At 68.2% G+C, this 18679-nt stretch carries 13 protein-coding genes; 3 read left to right on the top strand and 10 right to left on the bottom strand.

Going from position 1 to position 18679, the window contains the following annotated elements; all coding sequences use genetic code 11:
* Positions 1–54 precede the first annotated feature (54 nt).
* From HD594_RS08050 to HD594_RS08025, 6 genes are all read right to left on the bottom strand, one after another.
* The gene (locus HD594_RS08050) at positions 55–3651 is read right to left on the bottom strand and encodes a carboxypeptidase regulatory-like domain-containing protein (RefSeq protein WP_184750444.1); all 3597 of its coding nucleotides are present in this window, start codon (positions 3649–3651) and stop codon (positions 55–57) included.
* Between the two features lie 222 nt (positions 3652–3873).
* Positions 3874–5562 carry a hypothetical protein gene (locus HD594_RS08045; RefSeq protein WP_184750443.1) on the bottom strand — a complete coding sequence of 563 codons (1689 nt, stop codon included), beginning with the start codon at positions 5560–5562 and terminating at the stop codon, positions 3874–3876.
* 176 nt (positions 5563–5738) lie between these two features.
* Positions 5739–6815 (bottom strand): glycosyltransferase family 2 protein, encoded by a 1077-nt coding sequence (locus tag HD594_RS08040; RefSeq protein WP_184750442.1) that lies wholly within the window; start codon positions 6813–6815, stop codon positions 5739–5741.
* A 78-nt stretch (positions 6816–6893) separates the two neighbouring features.
* A complete protein-coding gene (locus tag HD594_RS08035; RefSeq protein WP_184750441.1) occupies positions 6894–7634 on the bottom strand; it encodes an ABC transporter ATP-binding protein in 741 nt (246 codons plus the stop codon).
* On the bottom strand, positions 7631–8533 hold the full coding sequence (locus tag HD594_RS08030) for an ABC transporter permease (protein WP_271171177.1): 903 nt from the start codon (positions 8531–8533) through the stop codon (positions 7631–7633). Before HD594_RS08030 ends, HD594_RS08035 begins: the two co-directional genes overlap by 4 nt.
* A gap of 73 nt (positions 8534–8606) precedes the next feature.
* Positions 8607–10634 (bottom strand): S-layer homology domain-containing protein, encoded by a 2028-nt coding sequence (locus HD594_RS08025; RefSeq protein ID WP_184750440.1) that lies wholly within the window; start codon positions 10632–10634, stop codon positions 8607–8609.
* A 203-nt stretch (positions 10635–10837) separates the two neighbouring features.
* Here HD594_RS08025 and rfbA point away from each other — a divergent pair, with 203 nt between their 5' ends.
* Genes rfbA through HD594_RS08010 form a run of 3 tightly spaced genes read left to right on the top strand, consistent with a single transcriptional unit; the run spans position 10838 to position 14147 of the window.
* Positions 10838–11707 (top strand): glucose-1-phosphate thymidylyltransferase RfbA, encoded by an 870-nt coding sequence (rfbA, locus tag HD594_RS08020; RefSeq protein WP_184750439.1) that lies wholly within the window; start codon positions 10838–10840, stop codon positions 11705–11707.
* The gene (gene rfbB, locus HD594_RS08015) at positions 11707–12705 is read left to right on the top strand and encodes a dTDP-glucose 4,6-dehydratase (RefSeq protein ID WP_184750438.1); all 999 of its coding nucleotides are present in this window, start codon (positions 11707–11709) and stop codon (positions 12703–12705) included. The genes rfbA and rfbB overlap by 1 nt, the downstream gene beginning before the upstream one ends.
* A 20-nt stretch (positions 12706–12725) precedes the next feature.
* Entirely contained in the window at positions 12726–14147 is a 1422-nt protein-coding gene (locus HD594_RS08010) for a sugar nucleotide-binding protein (protein ID WP_184752681.1), read from the top strand.
* Positions 14148–14178: 31 nt separating this feature from the next.
* Here HD594_RS08010 and HD594_RS08005 read toward each other — a convergent pair whose 3' ends face one another.
* The 4 genes from HD594_RS08005 to HD594_RS07990 form a co-directional block, all read right to left on the bottom strand.
* Positions 14179–15303, bottom strand: coding sequence for a glycosyltransferase (locus HD594_RS08005; RefSeq protein ID WP_184750437.1), 1125 nt, complete (start codon positions 15301–15303; stop codon positions 14179–14181).
* Positions 15300–16775 (bottom strand): LCP family protein, encoded by a 1476-nt coding sequence (locus HD594_RS08000; protein WP_271171178.1) that lies wholly within the window; start codon positions 16773–16775, stop codon positions 15300–15302. The genes HD594_RS08005 and HD594_RS08000 overlap by 4 nt, the downstream gene beginning before the upstream one ends.
* Complete coding sequence (purE, locus tag HD594_RS07995; protein WP_184752676.1) at positions 16772–17239, bottom strand: 5-(carboxyamino)imidazole ribonucleotide mutase; 468 nt, start codon at positions 17237–17239, stop codon at positions 16772–16774. The genes HD594_RS08000 and purE overlap by 4 nt, the downstream gene beginning before the upstream one ends.
* Before the next feature lie 265 nt (positions 17240–17504).
* Positions 17505–18641, bottom strand: a complete 1137-nt coding sequence (locus HD594_RS07990; protein ID WP_184750436.1) for a 5-(carboxyamino)imidazole ribonucleotide synthase — start codon at positions 18639–18641, stop codon at positions 17505–17507.
* Positions 18642–18679: the final 38 nt, after the last annotated feature.

The following is an 18679-nucleotide window of genomic DNA, read 5'->3' as shown; positions in this document are numbered from 1 at the left end:
AAGCCCTGACGGCGCTCATCGAAGGTCCTCAGGGTTGCGTCGACGGGTCCGGTGCTAGCTTCCGCAGGCCCCGCTGGTCACCGGGTCGGTCCCGCCGTTCTCCATCCGATACATGAACGCGGCCATCTGCTCACGGGTGATCTTGCTGAGCGGCCGGAACTCACGACATCCACCACCCACGACCCAACCCGTGGTCACCCCCTCCGATGCCAACCACCGGATCTCCTTGTAGAAGGTCGAACCAGCGCCGACGTCCCGGAACGGAGTACCCCCGGCGGGCACATAGTCGGGTGAACTCGAGAACCGGTAGAGGAACGCTGCCATCTGCTCACGTGTGATCTTCTCCAGCGGACGATACTCCGCACCACCACTCACGATCCAGCCGTTCGAGATGCCGGTGGTCCCCAGCCAGGCGATCTCCTTGTAGAACGTGTGCCCAGGCTTCACATCCAGAAACGGCGAAACCGCCGGCGCCGTGAAGTCCGGCTCGCCCGCGAGACGGTACAAGAACGCCGCCATCTGCTCCCGCGTGACGCTGTTCAACGGACGGAACGTGCCATCCGGCCAACCCCGCGAAATGCCCTCCGAAGCGAGCCACCTAATCTCGTCATAGAACGTCGACGACGCACCCACATCGACGAACGAGACACCCGGGGTCGTGTCCGTCGCGCCGGGGGTTACCGAGGGCGAAGGCGCGGACGCGGGTGAGCCACCGACACGGTTGGAGGCCGTCACAGTGAAGGTGTAGGCCGTTCCGGGCGTGAGCCCATTCACTTCCGCGGTTGTGGCGCCGGTGGTCGCGGCGGTCTGCCCGCCCGGAGAGGCGGTCACCGTGTAGCCCGTGATGACGGCGCCCCCGTCGTCAATGGGCGGCTGCCAGGACACCGTGGCGCTGTCGGCCGACGCGACTGCTTCTACCGCGGTCGGAGCGATCGGTGTCGTGGCCGGTGTGACCGGATCGGCCGGGTCGGATGCCGGAGATGTGCCTTGCGCGTTGGTCGCGGTCACCGTGAACGTGTACGCGGTTCCGTTCACCAGTCCATCGACCAGGACCTCGAGCGCGCCACTCGTCGTCCAGGTCTTTCCCCCGGGGAACGCATTGACGGTGTAGCCGGAGATCGTCGCGCCGCCATCCGTGGTCGGCGCCTCCCACGACACGAGCGCTTTCCCATCGCCGGGGTCGGCAACGACACCGTGCGGGCTCGATGGCGGATAGACCGGCGGCACGTAGCCCGCCGGGCGAAGCGTCCCGTCGATTCCTCCTCGAGTCACGCCGGAGGCTATTGCGATCTCGTCGGCGTTCGAGAGACGATCTTGGCCGTTCCACCACTCCTCGGACACACCGCCGACCTCGGGGTCGGTGCGATCGTTCTCGAACCCGACCGTGTACGTCCCCTCCGGAAGACGGAAGGAGAACTCCGTGGGCGCCGTCGAGCCCGCGTTCGCAAAGAGCTCGGGCACCGGAATCCATTCGCCCTCGAGCTTCTCGTAGACAATCGCGCTGCCGAGCACCTTGCCCTCGGCCGATGCCGGGAAGCCTTCCGTCGAGATGGAGCCTTCCATCACCGAGTCGACCGCGCGGGCGACGAGCGTTCCGGTGTACTCCTCGCCGGCGGCGAGTTCGATGAACGCGTCATCCTCGAAGCGAAGGTACTGCGAGGTGACGATGTCGATACCCCCGTCGGCATCCCATGTGGTCGTCAGCGCGGCGAGGCGGTACGAGCCCGGGGTGAGGTTGCGCCAGGAGGTTTCGATCTCGTCGCGGATGCCGTCCCCGCCGAACCCACCCCGGGATCCGCCGTCGAGTCCCAGAAGGAGGAAACTCACGCCCTCCGCGCCGTGCGCGTTGACCGCCGACAGGTCGACGGTTGCGTCGATCGCAGCCCCGTATCCGAGTTCCACAGTCACTCCCGTGACGTCAGAGTCACCGACGGTGATAGGGGTTGCTTCGTCCAGGCTCGCGGCGTCGTCGAAGTATTCGGTGGCTAGATTCGCCGCGCCCCAAGCCTCGAAACGGAGTACATATTCCCGGCTACCCAGGCGCTGAATCTCGAACGTTCCGGTCTCCGAATCGACTTCGCCGTATGCGATGGTCTCGCCGCTGGGAGTAAACGCCGACACCGAAACGTCCTGCATCCACTCAGCCGGGGCATCCGCCGGAATGGCGACGGTCCCGCTGATGCTCCGGCCGAGAACCATCGCGGCATCGACACCCGTCTGGTCACCGGCAGACACGTCGACCGGCGACGCATCCTCTCGGCTGCCTGCCGAGTCGAAGTACTGCGTCACCAGGTTGGTGCTGACCTCGCCCAAGCTCGGATCCCAGTACGTGTCGCCCCGGAACTCGACGAGATAGTCTCCGTCCGGCAGCCCGGAAATCGTGTATCCGCCATCCGAGTCGACCGAGGCCGTGTAGTACATGTATCCGGCCGTAGAACTGGCGGAGACGCTGATGGCCTGCATCCATTCGGCGGGTGCGCCGTCTGGGAGCGTCACCGTTCCGGAGATCGTGCGCCCCTCCTCGAGCGTTGCGTCGATGCCGGTTGCATCCCCTGCGTTGAGGTCGATGTCGGTCGCGGCATTCCAGTCCAGCGCATCGTCCCAGTACTCGGAGACGAGATTCGGCATCTGCGAGTTGCCGTCCTCATCGATGTAGGTACCGCCCGCACGGAACTCGACGCGGTAGGCACCGATCGGGAGCCCGGTGATCGCATAGGCGCCGTCTGCGTCGACCGACGCGTAGCCGTGTCCAGATCCATACACGGAGCTGGCCGACACGCTGATGGTCTGCATCCACTCCGCGGGCGCGTCGTCGGGGAGTGTCACCCGTCCGGAGATCGTGCGTCCGGACTCGAGCGTCGCGTCGATGTCCGCCACGTCGGCGTCGAGCTCGATGAGGGATGCCGATCCCCAATCGACGGTGTCGTCGTAGTACTCGGCGACCAGATTCGGTGTGACGTCACCGTCGATGTCATCCCAGTAGCTGTTGACCTGGAACTCGACCCGGTACGCGTCGGCGGGCAGTCCCGCAATCTCGTAGGCTCCGGTGCTGTCGGGGTAGCCATAGCCGTAAGCACCGCTGTCCGAGGATGCGGACACGGTGACGCCCTGCATCCACTCGGCGGGCGCGCCCGCAGGCAGTGCGATGTGACCGGTGATCGAATAGCCGACCTCGAGAGCAGCGTCGATACCGGTCGCGTCACCCGTGGCAATGTCCACCAACGTGGCGTCATCCCAGCCTGAGGCGTCATCGTAGTACTCGCCGACGAGACTCGGTGTCACATCCTGGGTTCCGTCCCAGTAGGTCCCGACCTGGAACTCGACACGGTACTCGCCTGGTTCAAGACCCGCGATCGCGTAGGAGCCGTGCTCGTCGACCGATGAGCTGTCGGCCCAACCCGTAAAGGTCGGTGAGGCGACGACGGTAATCGCCTGCAGCGCTTCGGCGGGGATCGAGCTCGGCAGGGAAACCGTGCCCGAGATTGACTGCGTGGTCGCGGCGCGCGCGGGGGACGCTGCGGCCGGAGCCACGGCGGTCGCCACGATCGCAATGATCGCGAACAGGGCCGTGATGACGATGTCTCGACGGACTGAGGATTGCTGGATGCGGGCGCGCGGCAAGGAGATCACCTCGGGATCAGGGTGCCCCATCGTCCAGGCGACGGGAATCAGAGACGGGAGTTGCTCAGCGCGGTTACCGCTTTCGGGCCGACGGGCGCAGGGAACAACGCCGATGAGTATACGCGGCTAGGAGTCGGGGCAAAGGGGACCAAGGTCCTACGGAATGGCGCATGTGTGCCGCGCCCCGACCGGTGACAACTGGTGTTGCCGCTGGGCGCTCCGCGGCGCGGCTCGCGGCGGAGCCACGGGCGCTCAACTTGCGTCGGGCTCCTCGAGGAGACCGCGCTCCAGGAGTTGGTCCTGCAACTCACCGGGCAAGACCCAGAGCCGGAAGCTGTTGTAGTCGGGATCGCCTTCGACGACGAGCGCGTCGACACCGCGCTCAGCGGAGAAGTCGCCGCAGGCCACCACGAGGTCGCTGTCGAACGGTTCGTCGCCGCGGACCACGGTGACCTCGCGCGGGGCGAACCAGTAGCCCACCCAGTTGCGGGCTTGGTGAACCGCGAGAGACGAATCGCACCGCTCGAAATAGAAGTCGACCGGCAGCAGCTCCCCGCCGTCCTCGACGCTCTCGAGCGCAGCCGTGAGGCCGTCCGGGTAGTCGCGGTACTGCTCGGGGTTCGCTGCGAGTGCCACCACGATCGACACGGCGAGCGCGACGGTCGTGAAGATGCGGGGCCTCCGGCGCAGGAGCGCGATCGCCGTAAGGACTCCGAGAACCCAAAGAGAGGCGAGCAGCCAGAAGCTGTTCTGGTTGGTGAGAGTGGGGACGAGCGGCCAGTCGAACGGACCAGCCGGCCAGAATCGACGCCACTGCTCGATCGCGGCGACGTTCGCCGGGCCGTCTGTCAGGCCCCATGTCGGCACCCACGGAGCCACCCAGAACAGCACCGGCAGGATGACAGCGACACTGCCGCCCGCCGCGACGGCGACGACAGAGATGCTGACGCCACGCACGATCGCGACCAGCGCGATCAGCACGACGACGACGACGAACGGGTCGATATAGCGGCTGTAGACCCAGACGTCGAAGCGATAGGGGGTCGTCTCGAGGAACTTCGATCCTCCCCACGCGATCACGGACATCATCACCGCGCCGAAAGCCGTGCCCACCACGAATCCGGCCGGGCCGACCTGCCACGAGCGGAGGTCGCGCACCACCCATACGGTGAGCACGACTGCGCCGATCGCGATCAGCCCCGAGGTGCCGACGAGCTGCACCCACGTCTGGTTCAGCGCGATTCGCAGGAGATCGTCCGCCGGCGCGCTGGTGAGCTTGCCCAGGAACCCCGCCTCCTGCCGGAAGCCACCCGGGATGAGTTGCGCGTTGATTGCGCGCGACACGGCGCGCACCGCGATCGCCCCGAGCACGAGGACGCCGAGCCCGACGAGCGAGACCTGCCACCTCCGGCGCACGAAGAGAACAAGCCACACACCGGCCACCGCTACGAAAACGAGCGCTCGAGCGTGCGCGAGGTATGCGCCGACCACCGCAAGAGAGAAGAGCGCCCCGTTGAGCAGCGTCGGGTTCTTCCACACCGCGAACGCCGCGAACGTTGCCCAGATGACGAGGGTGGTGAGGAGCTGCTCGGAGAGCACGTAGTCCGCGACGCCGATGCGACTGGGGAGCATCATCGTGATCGCGGCGACGGTCACGGCCTTCGCTGTCGTGAGCCCGATCCGGCGAGCGATCAGTGCGAGCGGGATGATGGCAGACAGGGCGACGATGTTGAGCAGGATGTTCGACGCTCGGTACACCGTCGCCGGGTCCTGCGTGAGCAGCCAGATCGGAGCGATGAGGAAGGACGTCCCCGGGTAGTAGCCGCTCAACGACATGGTCGAGACCTGCTCGCCGAGGATGATCCGCGCCATCTGGAGGATGCCGTTCTCATCCCAGGGAGTGCGCGGCGCAGTGGCGGAGATCGATGAGATCGCGTGCATCGCGATGCATGCGATCACCGAGATCGCCGCAACCCACCGCCACCACCACTCGGGCCCGGCGCTACTGAGAGGGGCTTCCGTACTTCGCTTCAGGCTACGCGGCAACTCGATTGGAGCAAGGGAGCGCACAGGTGACGGGCCTTTCAAGGGGAGATGACGTGTGGGTTCCGATCGGGTCAGGCCCGCGCAGACTCCCGAGTCGAGGCCGCATCCGAGGGCGGGTGCTGCGCGATGACGGCATCCATGCTAACCGCGAGAGAGGGATGCCGCGCCGCGTCGACGAGGCGCTCGGAGTTGGGGTCGAGCCGGTTCTCCGGTGCGTACTGAAGCTGCTTGATGCGCTCGAGCGAATCCTCGAGCAGCGTCCGATTCGTTCGCAGCATGTCGGAGATGACGGTGAGCGCGAGGCTCAGGAGGGCCCCCACGAGCATCGCGCTGCCGAAGATGAGGGACTGGATGTGATCGCCCGCGATGCCCATCCACGTGAGGATGAGGAAGCGCCCGAACGGGATGGCTGCGCCGATGAAGAAGAGGACGGCGAGGGTCAGGAAGACAACATGCGGCTTGAACATGATGTAGCTACGCATGATCGCCTGACCCGACCGACCCATGTGCTGGAAGATGTTCTTGAACAGCCGCGACTCGCGGGTCTTGGGGTTGGTCTTGACCGGGACGCTCGCGATCCGAAGGCGCTTGTTGCCCGCCTGGATGATCGTCTCCATGCAGTAGCTGAACTCGGTGACGATGTTCAGCCGGATGAGTGATTCGCGCGAGTAGGCACGGAAGCCGCTCGCGGCGTCGGGGAGCTTCGTCTCTGCGGCGAAGTTCACGACTCCGCTGCCCACTCCCTGCATCAACTTCTTGAACGGCGAGAAGTGCTCGATGGTCTTGGTCTGGCGGTCACCGATCACGACGTCCGCGTCGCCGCGGAGGATCGGCTGAACGAGATCGGCGATTCGCTCCTGCGGATACTGGTTGTCGCCGTCCGTGTTGACGACGATGTCGGCACCGTGCTGAAGCGCGTAGTCGATCCCGTCGCGGAACGAGCGCGCCAGTCCCATGTTGCGGGTGTGGAACACGAAGTGCTCCACACCGAGTTCGCGCGCCACCTCGACGGTGCGGTCGGTCGATCCGTCATCGACGACGACGATATGGATCTCATCGACACCGTCGATCTGCTTCGGCATCGAGCCGAGCACGAGGGGAAGGGTGTTCTCCTCGTTCAGGCACGGGATCTGGATGAATAGCCGCATGTCGATCGATTCTACCGGCTCATGCCCGGGCCACCGTCCCGAAGCATGGCACTCCCACCCAAAGGCGCGAGCCGCCGTTCAGGCCGCAATCGCATCGATGGCTTCCTCAACGTCGCCGTCGAAGACGACCGTGCCCTTGCGGATAACCACGGCGCGCGTGCATAGCTCGCGGACCATCTCCATGTCGTGGCTCACGATAACGAGGGTCTTGCCCGCGGCGATGAGCTCGTCGAACTTGCCCCGGCACTTCGCCCGGAACGGCGCGTCTCCCACCGAGAGGATCTCGTCGACGAGCAGGACGTCGACATCGACGTGTATGGCGACCGAGAACGCGAGGCGCATGAACATGCCCGACGAGTAGTGTTTGACCTCCTGGTCGATGAAGTCGCCGATCTCGCTGAAGGCGACGATGTCGTCGTATCGTTCCTCGATCTGGCTCCTGCTCATGCCGAGGATCGCGGCGTTGAGGAAGACGTTCTCCCGGCCCGAAAGCTCGGGATGAAAGCCCGCACCTACCTCGATGAGCCCCGCGACTTGACCCCGCGTGAGCACGCTCCCCGCGTCGGGCTTCATGACGCCCGAGAGCAACTTCAGCAGCGTGGACTTCCCCGATCCGTTGAAGCCGAGAATCGCCACGGACTGCCCCTCGTCGATGACGAGATCGATGCCTTTGAGCGCCTCGAACGTACTCGTCGTCTTCTTGCGGCGCACCCAGCTGACGACGGTGTCCTTGAAGGAGTGCGCGTGATTGAGCGTGAATCGCTTGTGGACGTCTTCGACGATCACGCTGGGACGTCGGGAGTTAAGGATCTCACTCATAGGTCCTGCGCGAACCTTCCTTCCAGGCGGCGGAAGACGAACTGTCCGATCAGAATCGTCGATAGGCAGACGACGAAAGCGAGCGCGGAGTTCATTGCGAGTCCGGGCGGGACCGGCAGATCGGCCAGTGAAGCGGAGCCGGCGGTGACCGGTCGCCAGAACGCGAAATGGAACAGCTCCACCGCCTGCGTGATCGGATTGAGCATGTACACCTCGGTAAGCCATCCAGGCAGAACGTCGGCGACCATGGTCCAGAAGTACAGAACGGGGGATGCCCACGTGACGAGCAATAGCAGCAGCTCCACGATGTTCTCCGCGTCGCGATATCTCACGTTGAGCGCACCGAAGAACAGTCCGAGGCCGAAGGCCAGGAGCATGACGATGATGACGGCGGCGAAGATCGCGGCGATTCCGAGGAGCGACACCTGCGTGATCCAGCCCATCACAATGCACACGACCAGCAGGAGCACCACCTGAGGAAGGAAGTGAACGAAGGCGACGATCACCGCCGACACCCCAAACAGCTGCCGCGGCAGATACACCTTGCGGACCAGCGCCGCGTTGCCCACGATCGAGGTCGTCGCGTTCTTGAAAGCCTCGGTGAACAGATTGATGATGACGATCCCCGAAAAGAGGTACACCGCGTAGTTCGGAATGCCCCGTTCGAGCGCGAGGAACAATCCGAGAACCACCCAGAACACAACGAACTGAGCGGCTGGCCGGACATAGGACCAGGTCCACCCGAGCAACGAGTTGCGGTATCGGGTTGTCACCCCGGTGCGCACGAGCAGTCGCAAGAGGTAGTGCCATCGGATCACGTCGAGCAGACCGCGGCTGGTTCCGGGGGTGCTGAACTCGGACCTGGGCACGCCGGCGAAGAGATCTCTGGTGTCTGACACGTTCTCGCAGTTCTTGGCACGCGCGACGTGATCCGCCGCGGATTCGACGACTCAGTCTAGGCGATCGCCACCGTCACCCCGCCATCACCGCGTCCAGGCGGTGGAGGAACGCGGCCATGACGTCGCGATTCACAGCGGCCGTCGGCCGGAACTCGAAGAGCCCGTCGTCCCGCTGCCAGCCCGTACTGATGCCCGTCGCTGCGAGCCACGAGATCTCCGCATAGAACGGGCTGCTCACGGGCACGTCGACGAAGGGTGAGGCCTCGGGCGGATCGAACTCGGGCGAGCCCGCGAACCGATAGAGGAACGCTGCCATCACATCGCGCCGGACCGATTCGGCCGGACGGAACTCCCGGGTGCCGTCCTCAAGCGTCCACCCTTCGCTGATGCCGGATGCCGCGAGCCAGCTGATCTCTCTGTAGAACGACCACGTCACCGGCACGTCGACAAACGGCGACTCCGCGGGCGCGACGAACTCTGGCTCGCCCGCGAGCCGGTAGAGGAAGGCGGCCATCGCCTCGCGCAGCACGGGTCGGGTGGGCCGGTATTCTCGCGCGCCGTCACCACGCGTCCAGCCCTCGGAGATTCCCTCCGACGCGAGCCACGCGATGTCGGCCGCGAACACGCTATAGACCGGCGATTCGGTGTCGCTCGACACGTCGACGAACGGATTCTGCAGCAAGTACAGGCGATGAAGGAACGCGGCCATGACGTCGCGGTTGACGACGCTCGTCGGTCGGAACTCCCGCCCGCCGTCTGTCCTGCTCCACCCCGCACTCACGCCGGAACCCGCCAGCCACGAGATCTCCCTGTAGAACGTGTCGTTCGTATCCACGTCGACGAAGGGTGACTCGTCGGGACTCGTCCATTCCGGTTCGCCCGCGTATCGGTACAAGAACGCTGCCATGACCTCCCGGCTGACGGATGCGTTCGGTCGGAACTCACGACTTCCCGCCGACGTCGTCCAACCCGTGCTGATTCCGGAGGCCGCGAGCCAGGCGATTTCCTCGTAGAAGGGTTGCGCGCTGCTGACATCCGTGAATGGAGACACCCTCGGCACGTCGAAATCCGGGCTTCCCGCCATTCGGTATAGGAACGCCGCCATGACGTCCCGCTTCACCGCCATCCGCGGGCGAAACTCCCGCCATCCGCCAGCGACGGTCCAGCCTTCGGAGATCCCTTGATCCGCCAACCACACGATGTCACTGGCGAAGGTGTTGAACACCGGAGACGACGGCTCCGACGAGACGTCGACGAAGGGCGTGTCCGTCGCCGGCGGTGCGGCCGACTGCGTCGACCCGAACCAGTCGGTGAAGTAGTTGTAGAAGTTGCGGTTGCCGTACGCCGAGCATCCGTCGCCCTCGCCGTAGCCGGCCTTCAGCGCTGCGGCGTTGGGCTGATAGGGCGTGTAGTAGTAGAGGTTCGCCGTCGCCTGGTTGCTGATGTACACCGGGGACGATCCGCATGATCTGTCCGGGTTGTAGAGGACGTTCCACGTGTTCTTCGGCGCGTACCACGTGAAGTACTGGCTCGTGCCGGGCGGGTTGGCGTAGCGCTTGAACTGCCACGCCGCGCCGTAGACCTGGTTGAAGAATCCGTAGTACTTCTCGTCGCAGGCGGCGGTGTCGGGACAGCCCTGGCCCATCGCGATCGTGTAGCGCCACTCGCTCGGCCACGTGTGCGTGACCAGTCCCTGCTCCTTCTGGAGCGTCACCAGGATCACCCGCGGGTTGATCCCGCACGCCTGCGCCACCTTGTAGATGATGCGCGAGGCGCGCTCGCTCGATCCGCCGCTGTACGCACCGCACATCGCGTCCGCCGACGTCGAGCGGGACGTGTCGTACCAGTCCTTCAGGCAGGTGTAGCCCGACCGGCACGTGGGCACCTGCGCCTCGAGGAACTTCTGGATCTGCGCCTCGGTCATCGCCCCGTCGTCGAAGAAGACGGCGTCGCTGATGATGTCGCCCGCGCTGAAGCCGGCCAGCGACGTCTGGACGACGGACCCCGACGCCGCGGCGGGCTGCGCCTGCGCCGCGGGCGCCACGATCAGCGCGGCGACGATCGCGAGCAGCCCGGTGACGGCGTGGACGAGCCGGATCACACGCGCTCCGCAGCGGCGCCAAGGATGGGGACCATGTGATCAGTGTGGCGGAAGTGACGGATGCATACAACACTCTGCCGGATTCCGCGGGAGCGACACGGCCTCCGATCGCGGCGGGTCGTCTCGGTCGACGTCATGTCGCCGAAACGCGGATCTGCTAGAGAATGGGGGGACCGCGCTCTTGCTGACGGAGGGGATCTGTATTGAAGGGCATCATCCTTGCGGGGGGTTCTGGGACGCGTCTGCATCCGATCACGTTGGGTGTGTCGAAGCAGCTGGTCCCGGTGTACGACAAGCCGATGGTGTACTACCCGCTGTCGACGCTGATGCTCGCGGGCATCCGCGAGATCCTGGTGATCACGACGCCGCACGACGCCGCGTCGTTCGAGCGGCTGCTGGGCGACGGGTCGCAGTTCGGCGTCGACATCACGTTCGCGCAGCAGGCTTCGCCGGACGGGCTGGCGCAGGCGTTCACGATCGGCGCGGACTTCATCGGCGATGACAGGGTCGCGCTGGTCCTGGGTGACAACCTGCTGTACGGGCCGGGTCTGGGCACCCAGCTGCAGCGCTTCGCGGACGTGGACGGGGGTGCGATCTTCGCGTACTGGGTCGCCGATCCGCAGGCGTACGGCGTGATCGAGTTCGACCAGTCCGGTCGTGCGGTGTCGCTGGAGGAGAAGCCCGCGGCGCCGAAGAGCAACTACGCCGTGCCGGGGCTGTACTTCTACGACAACGATGTGATCGAGATCGCCCGGGGTCTTTCGCCGTCCGCGCGCGGGGAGTACGAGATCACGGATGTGAACCGGGCGTATCTGGAGCGCGGGAAGCTGCGTGTCGAGGTCCTGCCGCGGGGCACGGCGTGGCTGGACACCGGGACGTTCGACCAGATGACGGATGCCGCCGAGTACGTCCGGACGATCGAGCGGCGCACCGGGATGAAGATCGGCTCCCCCGAGGAGATCGGCTGGCGTCAGGGGTTCCTCACCGACGACCAGCTGCGCGCCCGCGCGGACAAGCTGGTGAAGTCCGGCTACGGCCGGTACCTCCTCGAGCTGCTCGAGCGGGGGCGCTGATGCGGCGGCTGCTGGTCACCGGCGGGGCTGGGTTCATCGGATCGAACTTCGTGCACCACGTCGTCTCGCACACCGACGACCACGTCACGGTGCTCGACAAGCTCACCTACGCCGGCAACCTCGCCTCTCTCGCGGGCCTCCCCGAGGATCGGGTGCGGTTCGTCCGCGGCGACATCGCCGACGCGCCCCTGGTGGACGAGCTGTTCGCCGGTGTGGACGCCGTGGTGCACTACGCCGCGGAGAGCCACAACGACAATTCGCTGAACGATCCGCGACCGTTCCTGGACACCAACATCGTCGGCACGTACACGCTGCTGGAGGCCGCCCGCCGTCACGGAACACGGTTCCACCACATCTCGACCGACGAGGTGTACGGCGACCTCGAGCTCGACGACCCGGCCAGGTTCACCGAGACGACGCCCTACAATCCGTCGTCGCCGTACTCCTCGACCAAGGCCGGCTCCGACCTGCTCGTGCGCGCCTGGGTGCGCTCCTTCGGCGTCCAGGCGACCATCTCGAACTGCTCCAACAACTACGGCCCGTACCAGCACGTCGAGAAGTTCATCCCCCGGCAGATCACGAACGTGCTGCGCGGCATCCGCCCCAAGCTGTACGGCGCCGGCGAGAACGTGCGCGACTGGATCCACGCGGACGACCACTCCTCGGCCGTCCTCACGATCCTCGAGGGCGGCGTCACCGGCGAGACCTATCTCATCGGCGCCGACGGCGAGAAGAGCAACAAGGAGGTCGTCGAGCTGATCCTCACCCTCATGGGGCAGCCCGCCGACGCCTACGACCACGTCACCGACCGGGCCGGGCACGACCTGCGGTACGCGATCGACTCCGCCAAGCTGCGCACCGAGCTGGGCTGGCGGCCGCGCTACCGCGACTTCGAAGCGGGCCTTTCGGCGACGATCGAGTGGTACCGGACGAACGAGGCGTGGTGGGCCCCGGCGAAGGACGCGACCGAGGCCTTCTACGCGACGAAGGGACAGTGACCGTGCCCGAGGCCGACGCCATGTTCGGCAAGCCCCTCGCCTCCGCCGAGACGCCCATCCCCGGCCTGCTGGTGTGGGATCTGCCCGTGCACGGTGACGCCCGCGGCTGGTTCAAGGAGAACTGGCAGCGCGAGAAGATGACCGCCGCGGGTCTGCCCGACTTCGGCCCCGTCCAGAACAACATCTCGTTCAACGACGCCGTCGGCACCACCCGCGGCATCCACGCCGAACCCTGGGACAAGTGGGTCTCGGTCGCCACCGGCCGGATCTTCGGAGCCTGGGTCGACCTGCGCGAGGGGCCGACCTTCGGCGCCGTGTACACCGCCGAACTCGACCCGTCGCGCGCGATCTTCGTCCCCCGCGGCGTCGGCAACGCCTACCAGACCCTCGCGCCCGACACCGCCTACGTGTACCTCGTCAACGACCACTGGTCCCCCGACGCCGCCTACACGTTCCTCAACCTCGCCGACGAGACCAGCGCCGTCGACTGGCCGATACCGCTGGCGGACGTCGAGATCTCGGCGAAGGACCTCGCGCATCCGCGCCTGGCCGACGTCGTCCCGATGCGGCCCCGCAAGACGCTCGTGCTCGGTGCGAACGGACAGCTCGGCCGTGCGCTGCGGGCGGAGCTCGGCGACGAGGCGTCCGTCGAATACGCGACGCGGGCCGACCTCGACATCACCTCCCCCGACCTCGCCTCTGCCCGCCGATGGCGCGACTACGGCGTCATCGTCAACGCCGCCGCCCACACCGCCGTCGACGCCGCCGAGACCCCCGAAGGCCGCGCGCACGCCTGGAAGGCGAACGTCGCAGCCGTCGCCGGGCTCGCCCGCATCTGCACCGAGAACGGCATCACCCTCGTCCACGTCTCCAGCGACTACGTGTTCGACGGCACCCTCGACCGCGCCTACCGCGAGGACGACCCCGAATGCCCGCTGGGCGTCTACGGCCAGACCAAGGCCGCCGGAGACCAGGTCGTCACCACCGTCCCCCGGCACTACATCGTCCGCACCTCCTGGGTCATCGGCGAGGGCCGCAACTTCGTGCGCACCATGCTCTCCCTCGCCCAGCGCGGGGTCGACCCGTCGGTGGTCGACGACCAGACGGGGCGACTGACCTTCACCGACGACATCGCCCGCGGCATCCGCCATCTTCTGGACTCCGGCGCCCCGCACGGCACCTACAACCTCACCTCAGCAGGCGAACCCACCACCTGGGCGGACGTCGCCCGCCGCGTGTACGAACTGTCCGGACACGACCCGTCGCGGGTGACCGGCACCACCACCGCGGCCTACTTCGCCGGCGCGACCTCGCCGGTCGCGCCGCGCCCCGCGAACAGCGTGCTCGACCTCGCCAAGATCACCGCGGCGGGATTCGAGCCGCCGCCGCAGGACGAGCGCCTGACGGACTACGTCGCGCGCGAGGGCGGCGCTCCCGCCTGACACCGGCGCCGGCCCCGCGGGGGACGGCCGGTCAGAGGTCCGCGTGCAGCTGCCACACCCTCTCGGCCGCGCTGTGCCAGGAGAACACCCGGCCCCGGTCTCCGGCGAGCACCGCCCACCGCTCGGCGGCCTTCGTCGTGGCCAGCGCCTCGGCGAGCGCCGAGCCCATGCCCTCGGCGAGGCGGTCCGCGTCGGCGGAGTCCACCAGCATCCCGCCGTCGACGACGACGTCGGCGTGCACCGCCGAGTCGGACGCGACGACGGGAACGCCGAGAGCGAGCGCGTCGACCACGCGCCAGGGGAACGCGGAGCGCCGGGACGGGGCGAGGAGTGCGAGCGCGGCCCCGAACACCGCGCCGCGATCGTGGGTGTCGAGGACGCCGCGCACGTGGACACGACGCTCCGGGATGCCCGCGGCGACGGCGAGTTCGGCCACGGCGGGCTCGAGGCCCTCGGCCACATCGATCACCACGATCGGGATGTCGATGCCGGATGCCGCGACGGCGCGGAAGCCGACCGCGAGCGCGTCCGAGGGCATCGGGCCGCCCGCCAGCAGGACGAAGCCCTCCGGCAGCCCCAGCGAGCGCCGGCGCCCGACCTCGTCGCGCGGCACGGCGAGGTCGATCGCCGGCGCGCCCGCGATGACCCGCACGCGGCCGCCGAGCCGCGCGAGACCCGACAGGCGCTCCCCGATCGCGTGGGTCGGGACGACGACCGCATCGGCGTGCTTGGCAGCCCGCTTGAGCATCGCGCGATGCCACGTGACGACCGGCTTGGGAAGCTCGGCGGGTGCCTCCCACGGGCGCAGGTCCCACACCGTCACGACCGTCTGATCGTGATCGTGGACGCGGTCGTGGCGCACGAGCGGCGCCATCAGGGTCGGCGCGTGGATCATGCCGCCGCCGATGCCCGTCGCCACGCCCATCTGCAGCGCGGTGGCCAGTTCGCGCCGCGCGAGGGTTGTGCGGCGCACGTCGACGAGGCCGGGGATCGCGGACGGATCGCCGGCGCCGCCCGACGGCGCGATGCCCTCGACCGCGCAGCCGTCGGGTGCGACCGCGATGAGCGCCCGCGTGAGGTCGCGCGCCGCGACGGCGAGGTCGGCATCCGTGGGCGACGCGACCTGGTCGAGCATGACGCGGAGGATCGCGGTCACGGCTCAGGTGTCGGGGTCGGCGGGTGCAGCGCCTGCTGCACCAGTTCGCGGATGTAGGCGTAGTCGGGGTCGCTCTCGTCGATGCCGCCCTCGGGGGTCAGCTCGATCGTCGTGACCTCCTGCTCCTGGGCCTTCAGCGCCAGGTCCGCCAGCGCGGGGATGAGCGACTGCGGCAGGTCCGTCTCGACGAGGTTCGTCCCCGCCGCGGCGATGTCCTGGAACCGCGTGAGCACGACCTGCGGCGTGAACTGCGCGAGGATCGCCTCCTGCAGCTGACGCTGGCGCTTCATGCGGTCGAAGTCGCTCGTGGTGTAGCGCGACCGGGCGTACCACTGCGCGGTGTCGCCGTCCATGTGCTGCGGGCCCGCCTCGATCCAGCCGATCGCCCAGTCGTCGACCGGCTGGCCGTCGTACGCGGGGCCGCCGCCCTTGGGCAGCCGCTCCTCGACGGTGATGTCGACGCCGCCCAGGGCGTCGATGAGCGCCGCGAAGCCGTCCATGTCGATGAAGACGTAGTACGGGATCTCGATCCCGAGGATCCCCTCGGCGGCGTCCTTGGTCGCCTCGACGCCCGGCGTCGACCCGTTCGCGCGCGCATCCGGGTACAGCGCGTCGCCGTCGCGGCACACCTCCACCTCGGTGTTGAGCTGGTTGATGGCGCTGGTCCACCCGCAGGTGGGGTCGGCGTACCCCTGGTGCACGTCGGGGTACAGCTCCTTCATGGGGCCGTCCGAGAACGGGAAGTGGGGCATGTCGCGCGGGATGCCGGTGATCGTGGTCGCACCGGTCTCGGCGTTCACCGACACCACCGAGATGCTGTCGAACCGCATCGAGTCGCGTCCCTCGCCGCTGTCGGCGCCGAGCAGCAGGATGTTGTAGTAGCCGTCGGAAGGCGGGACGCTCGGCCCGCTCGCGCCGAAGATCGCGCCCAGGGCGTCTCGTGCCGCGCCGGCACTCGTCCCCGCGTACGCAGCAGCACCGCCCGAGACCACGAGCAGCACCACGCCGAGCAGCGCGATGCCGAAGCGCGCGATCGGCCCCGTCTTGACCAGCCGCACCAGGCGCAGGGTGTCGATGGTCAGCCAGACCCACAGCACGCCGTACGCGTACATCGCGCCCTGGACGACCAGAAGCGGCACCCCGCGCAGCAGGCTCAGCCAATCGGGGAGCCACGCGCCGGTGATGAGGCTGATGCCGGCCATCGGGGCCAGCAGCGCGAACAGCACGGCGAGGACCAGCCCCAGCCAGAGCACGAGCGTCGCGCCCAGGCCGATGCGCCCGAGGCGCCGATTCCCCGCCACCGCCTGCGCGGACCCCGGGATGAGGAAGTTCAGCACGACCAGCCACCAGCCGCGTCGGGTCATCATGGCGCGCGAGGACTGGTCGGGATGCCGCAGCGGGCGCTCCTCGACGAGGTGGCGCGCGGCTGCGGCCGGCGCGGGCGCCTGCCGGCGCGGCGGCGCGATGCTCACAGGGACTCCTTGAGCCGCCGGTTCTTCTCCTCGACCTGCGCTTCGAGGTCGCGGGCGTACTGCTCGATCCGGTCGCCGAGGCCGGAGTCCGCCGCGCCGATGATGCGCGCGGCCAGGAGCCCGGCGTTCTTCGCGCCGTTGATCGACACCGTCGCGACCGGGATCCCCGCCGGCATCTGCACGATGCTCAGGAGCGAGTCCATGCCGTCCAGCGTGGCGAGCTGCACCGGGACGCCGACGACCGGGAGCGCGGTCATCGACGCGAGCATGCCGGGGAGGTGCGCGGCACCCCCGGCGCCGGCCACGATGACGCGCAGCCCGCGCCCGCGGGCCTCGCGGGCGTACCGCATGAGCTTGTCGGGCGTGCGGTGCGCGGACACCACCTCGACCTCGTGCGGGACGCCGAGGTCGGTGAGGATCTGCGAGGCGTCGCTCATGACGCGCCAGTCCGAGTCGGAGCCCATGACGACGCCGACCAGGGGCGCTTCGGAGGAATGCAGCGGCGTGGTCACCCGTCCAGGCTAGGCCGCGACGCCGGGAGTTTCCCGCAACGGCACGGCATCCGCCCTCTCCCCGGCCCCTGCAGCTTCTCCGTCACGGCGCAACAGCACCCCCCGGCAGCGCAATCTCACCGTCACGGCGCGATAGCACCGCCAAGCGGGCAGAAGCGGTGCTATCGCGCCGTGACGGCAGAACAGCAGGGAGGGGGCGGATGCGGGGACTGAGGGGTCAGTCAGCGAAGAAGGCGGCCGCGGCGCGGGCCTGGTAGACGACGTCGTCGAGGTCGTCGCCGGCGCAGTTGACGTGCCCGACCTTGCGTCCGGGGCGCGGAGCCTTGCCGTACGTGTGGATCTTCGCCGCCGGGTGCTCGTCCATCGCGGCGGGGAAGCGGTCCGTGAGCGCGTCCGTGCGCGGTCCGCCCAGGATGTTCACCATCGCCGACCACGGATGCCGCGGCGACGGGTCGCCCAGCGGCAGATCGAGCACGGCCCGCAGGTGCTGCTCGAACTGGCCGGTCACGGCGCCGTCCTGCGTCCAGTGCCCGCTGTTGTGGGGCCGCATGGCGAGCTCGTTGACGAGGATCCGGTCGTCGGTCGTCTCGAACAGCTCGACGGCGAGCATGCCGGTGACGCCGAGCCCGGACGCGATGGCGGTGCCCACCTGGGCGGCGACCTCGATCAGGCGCGCACCTGCGTGCGGCGCGGGGGCGACCACCTCGGCGCACACGCCGTCGCGCTGGAGGGTCTGGACGACCGGGTACACGGCCGTTTCGCCGGACGGGCGGCGAGCGACCTGCTGGGCGAGCTCGCGCGTGAAGTCGACGAGCTCCTCGACCAGCAGCTGCCCGCCGCGGGCGTCCTCGGCGAGCGCGGCGAACCAGTCCTCCGCCTCGGTCGCCGCCGACACGACGCGCACGCCCTTGCCGTCGTAGCCGCCGCGCGGCGTCTTCACGACCGCGCGGCCCCCGTGGGCGTCGATGAACGCCTGCAGCTCGTCCGTCCCCGACACCGCGGCCCAGTCCGGCTGGGGCATGCCGAGCTCGGCGAGGCGCGCGCGCATCTCGAGCTTGTCCTGCGCGAACCGCAGCGCTGCGGCGCCCGGGTGCACGGGGATGCCGGCGTCCGCGACGGCGGCGAGCACTTCCTGCGGCACGTGCTCGTGGTCGAAGGTCAGCACGTCGACCTCGCGGGCGAAGGCGAGCACCGTCTCTGCGTCGCGGTAGTCCCCCACCGCGGTCGCCGCCAGCGCCGCCGACATCCCCTCGTCCTCGGCGAGCACCCGCAGCTCGACCCCCAGTTCGACCGCCGGCGCGATCATCATCCGGGCGAGCTGCCCTCCGCCGACGACTCCGACACGCAGCGCCATGCCGCTCCTTCCGTCCCCTCCATCTTTCCTCACGACGC

Origin of the sequence: Microbacterium thalassium, assembly GCF_014208045.1 — a bacterium.
In the GTDB taxonomy this organism is placed as follows: domain Bacteria; phylum Actinomycetota; class Actinomycetes; order Actinomycetales; family Microbacteriaceae; genus Microbacterium; species Microbacterium thalassium.
This window is presented reverse-complemented; position numbering and strand designations above follow the sequence as displayed.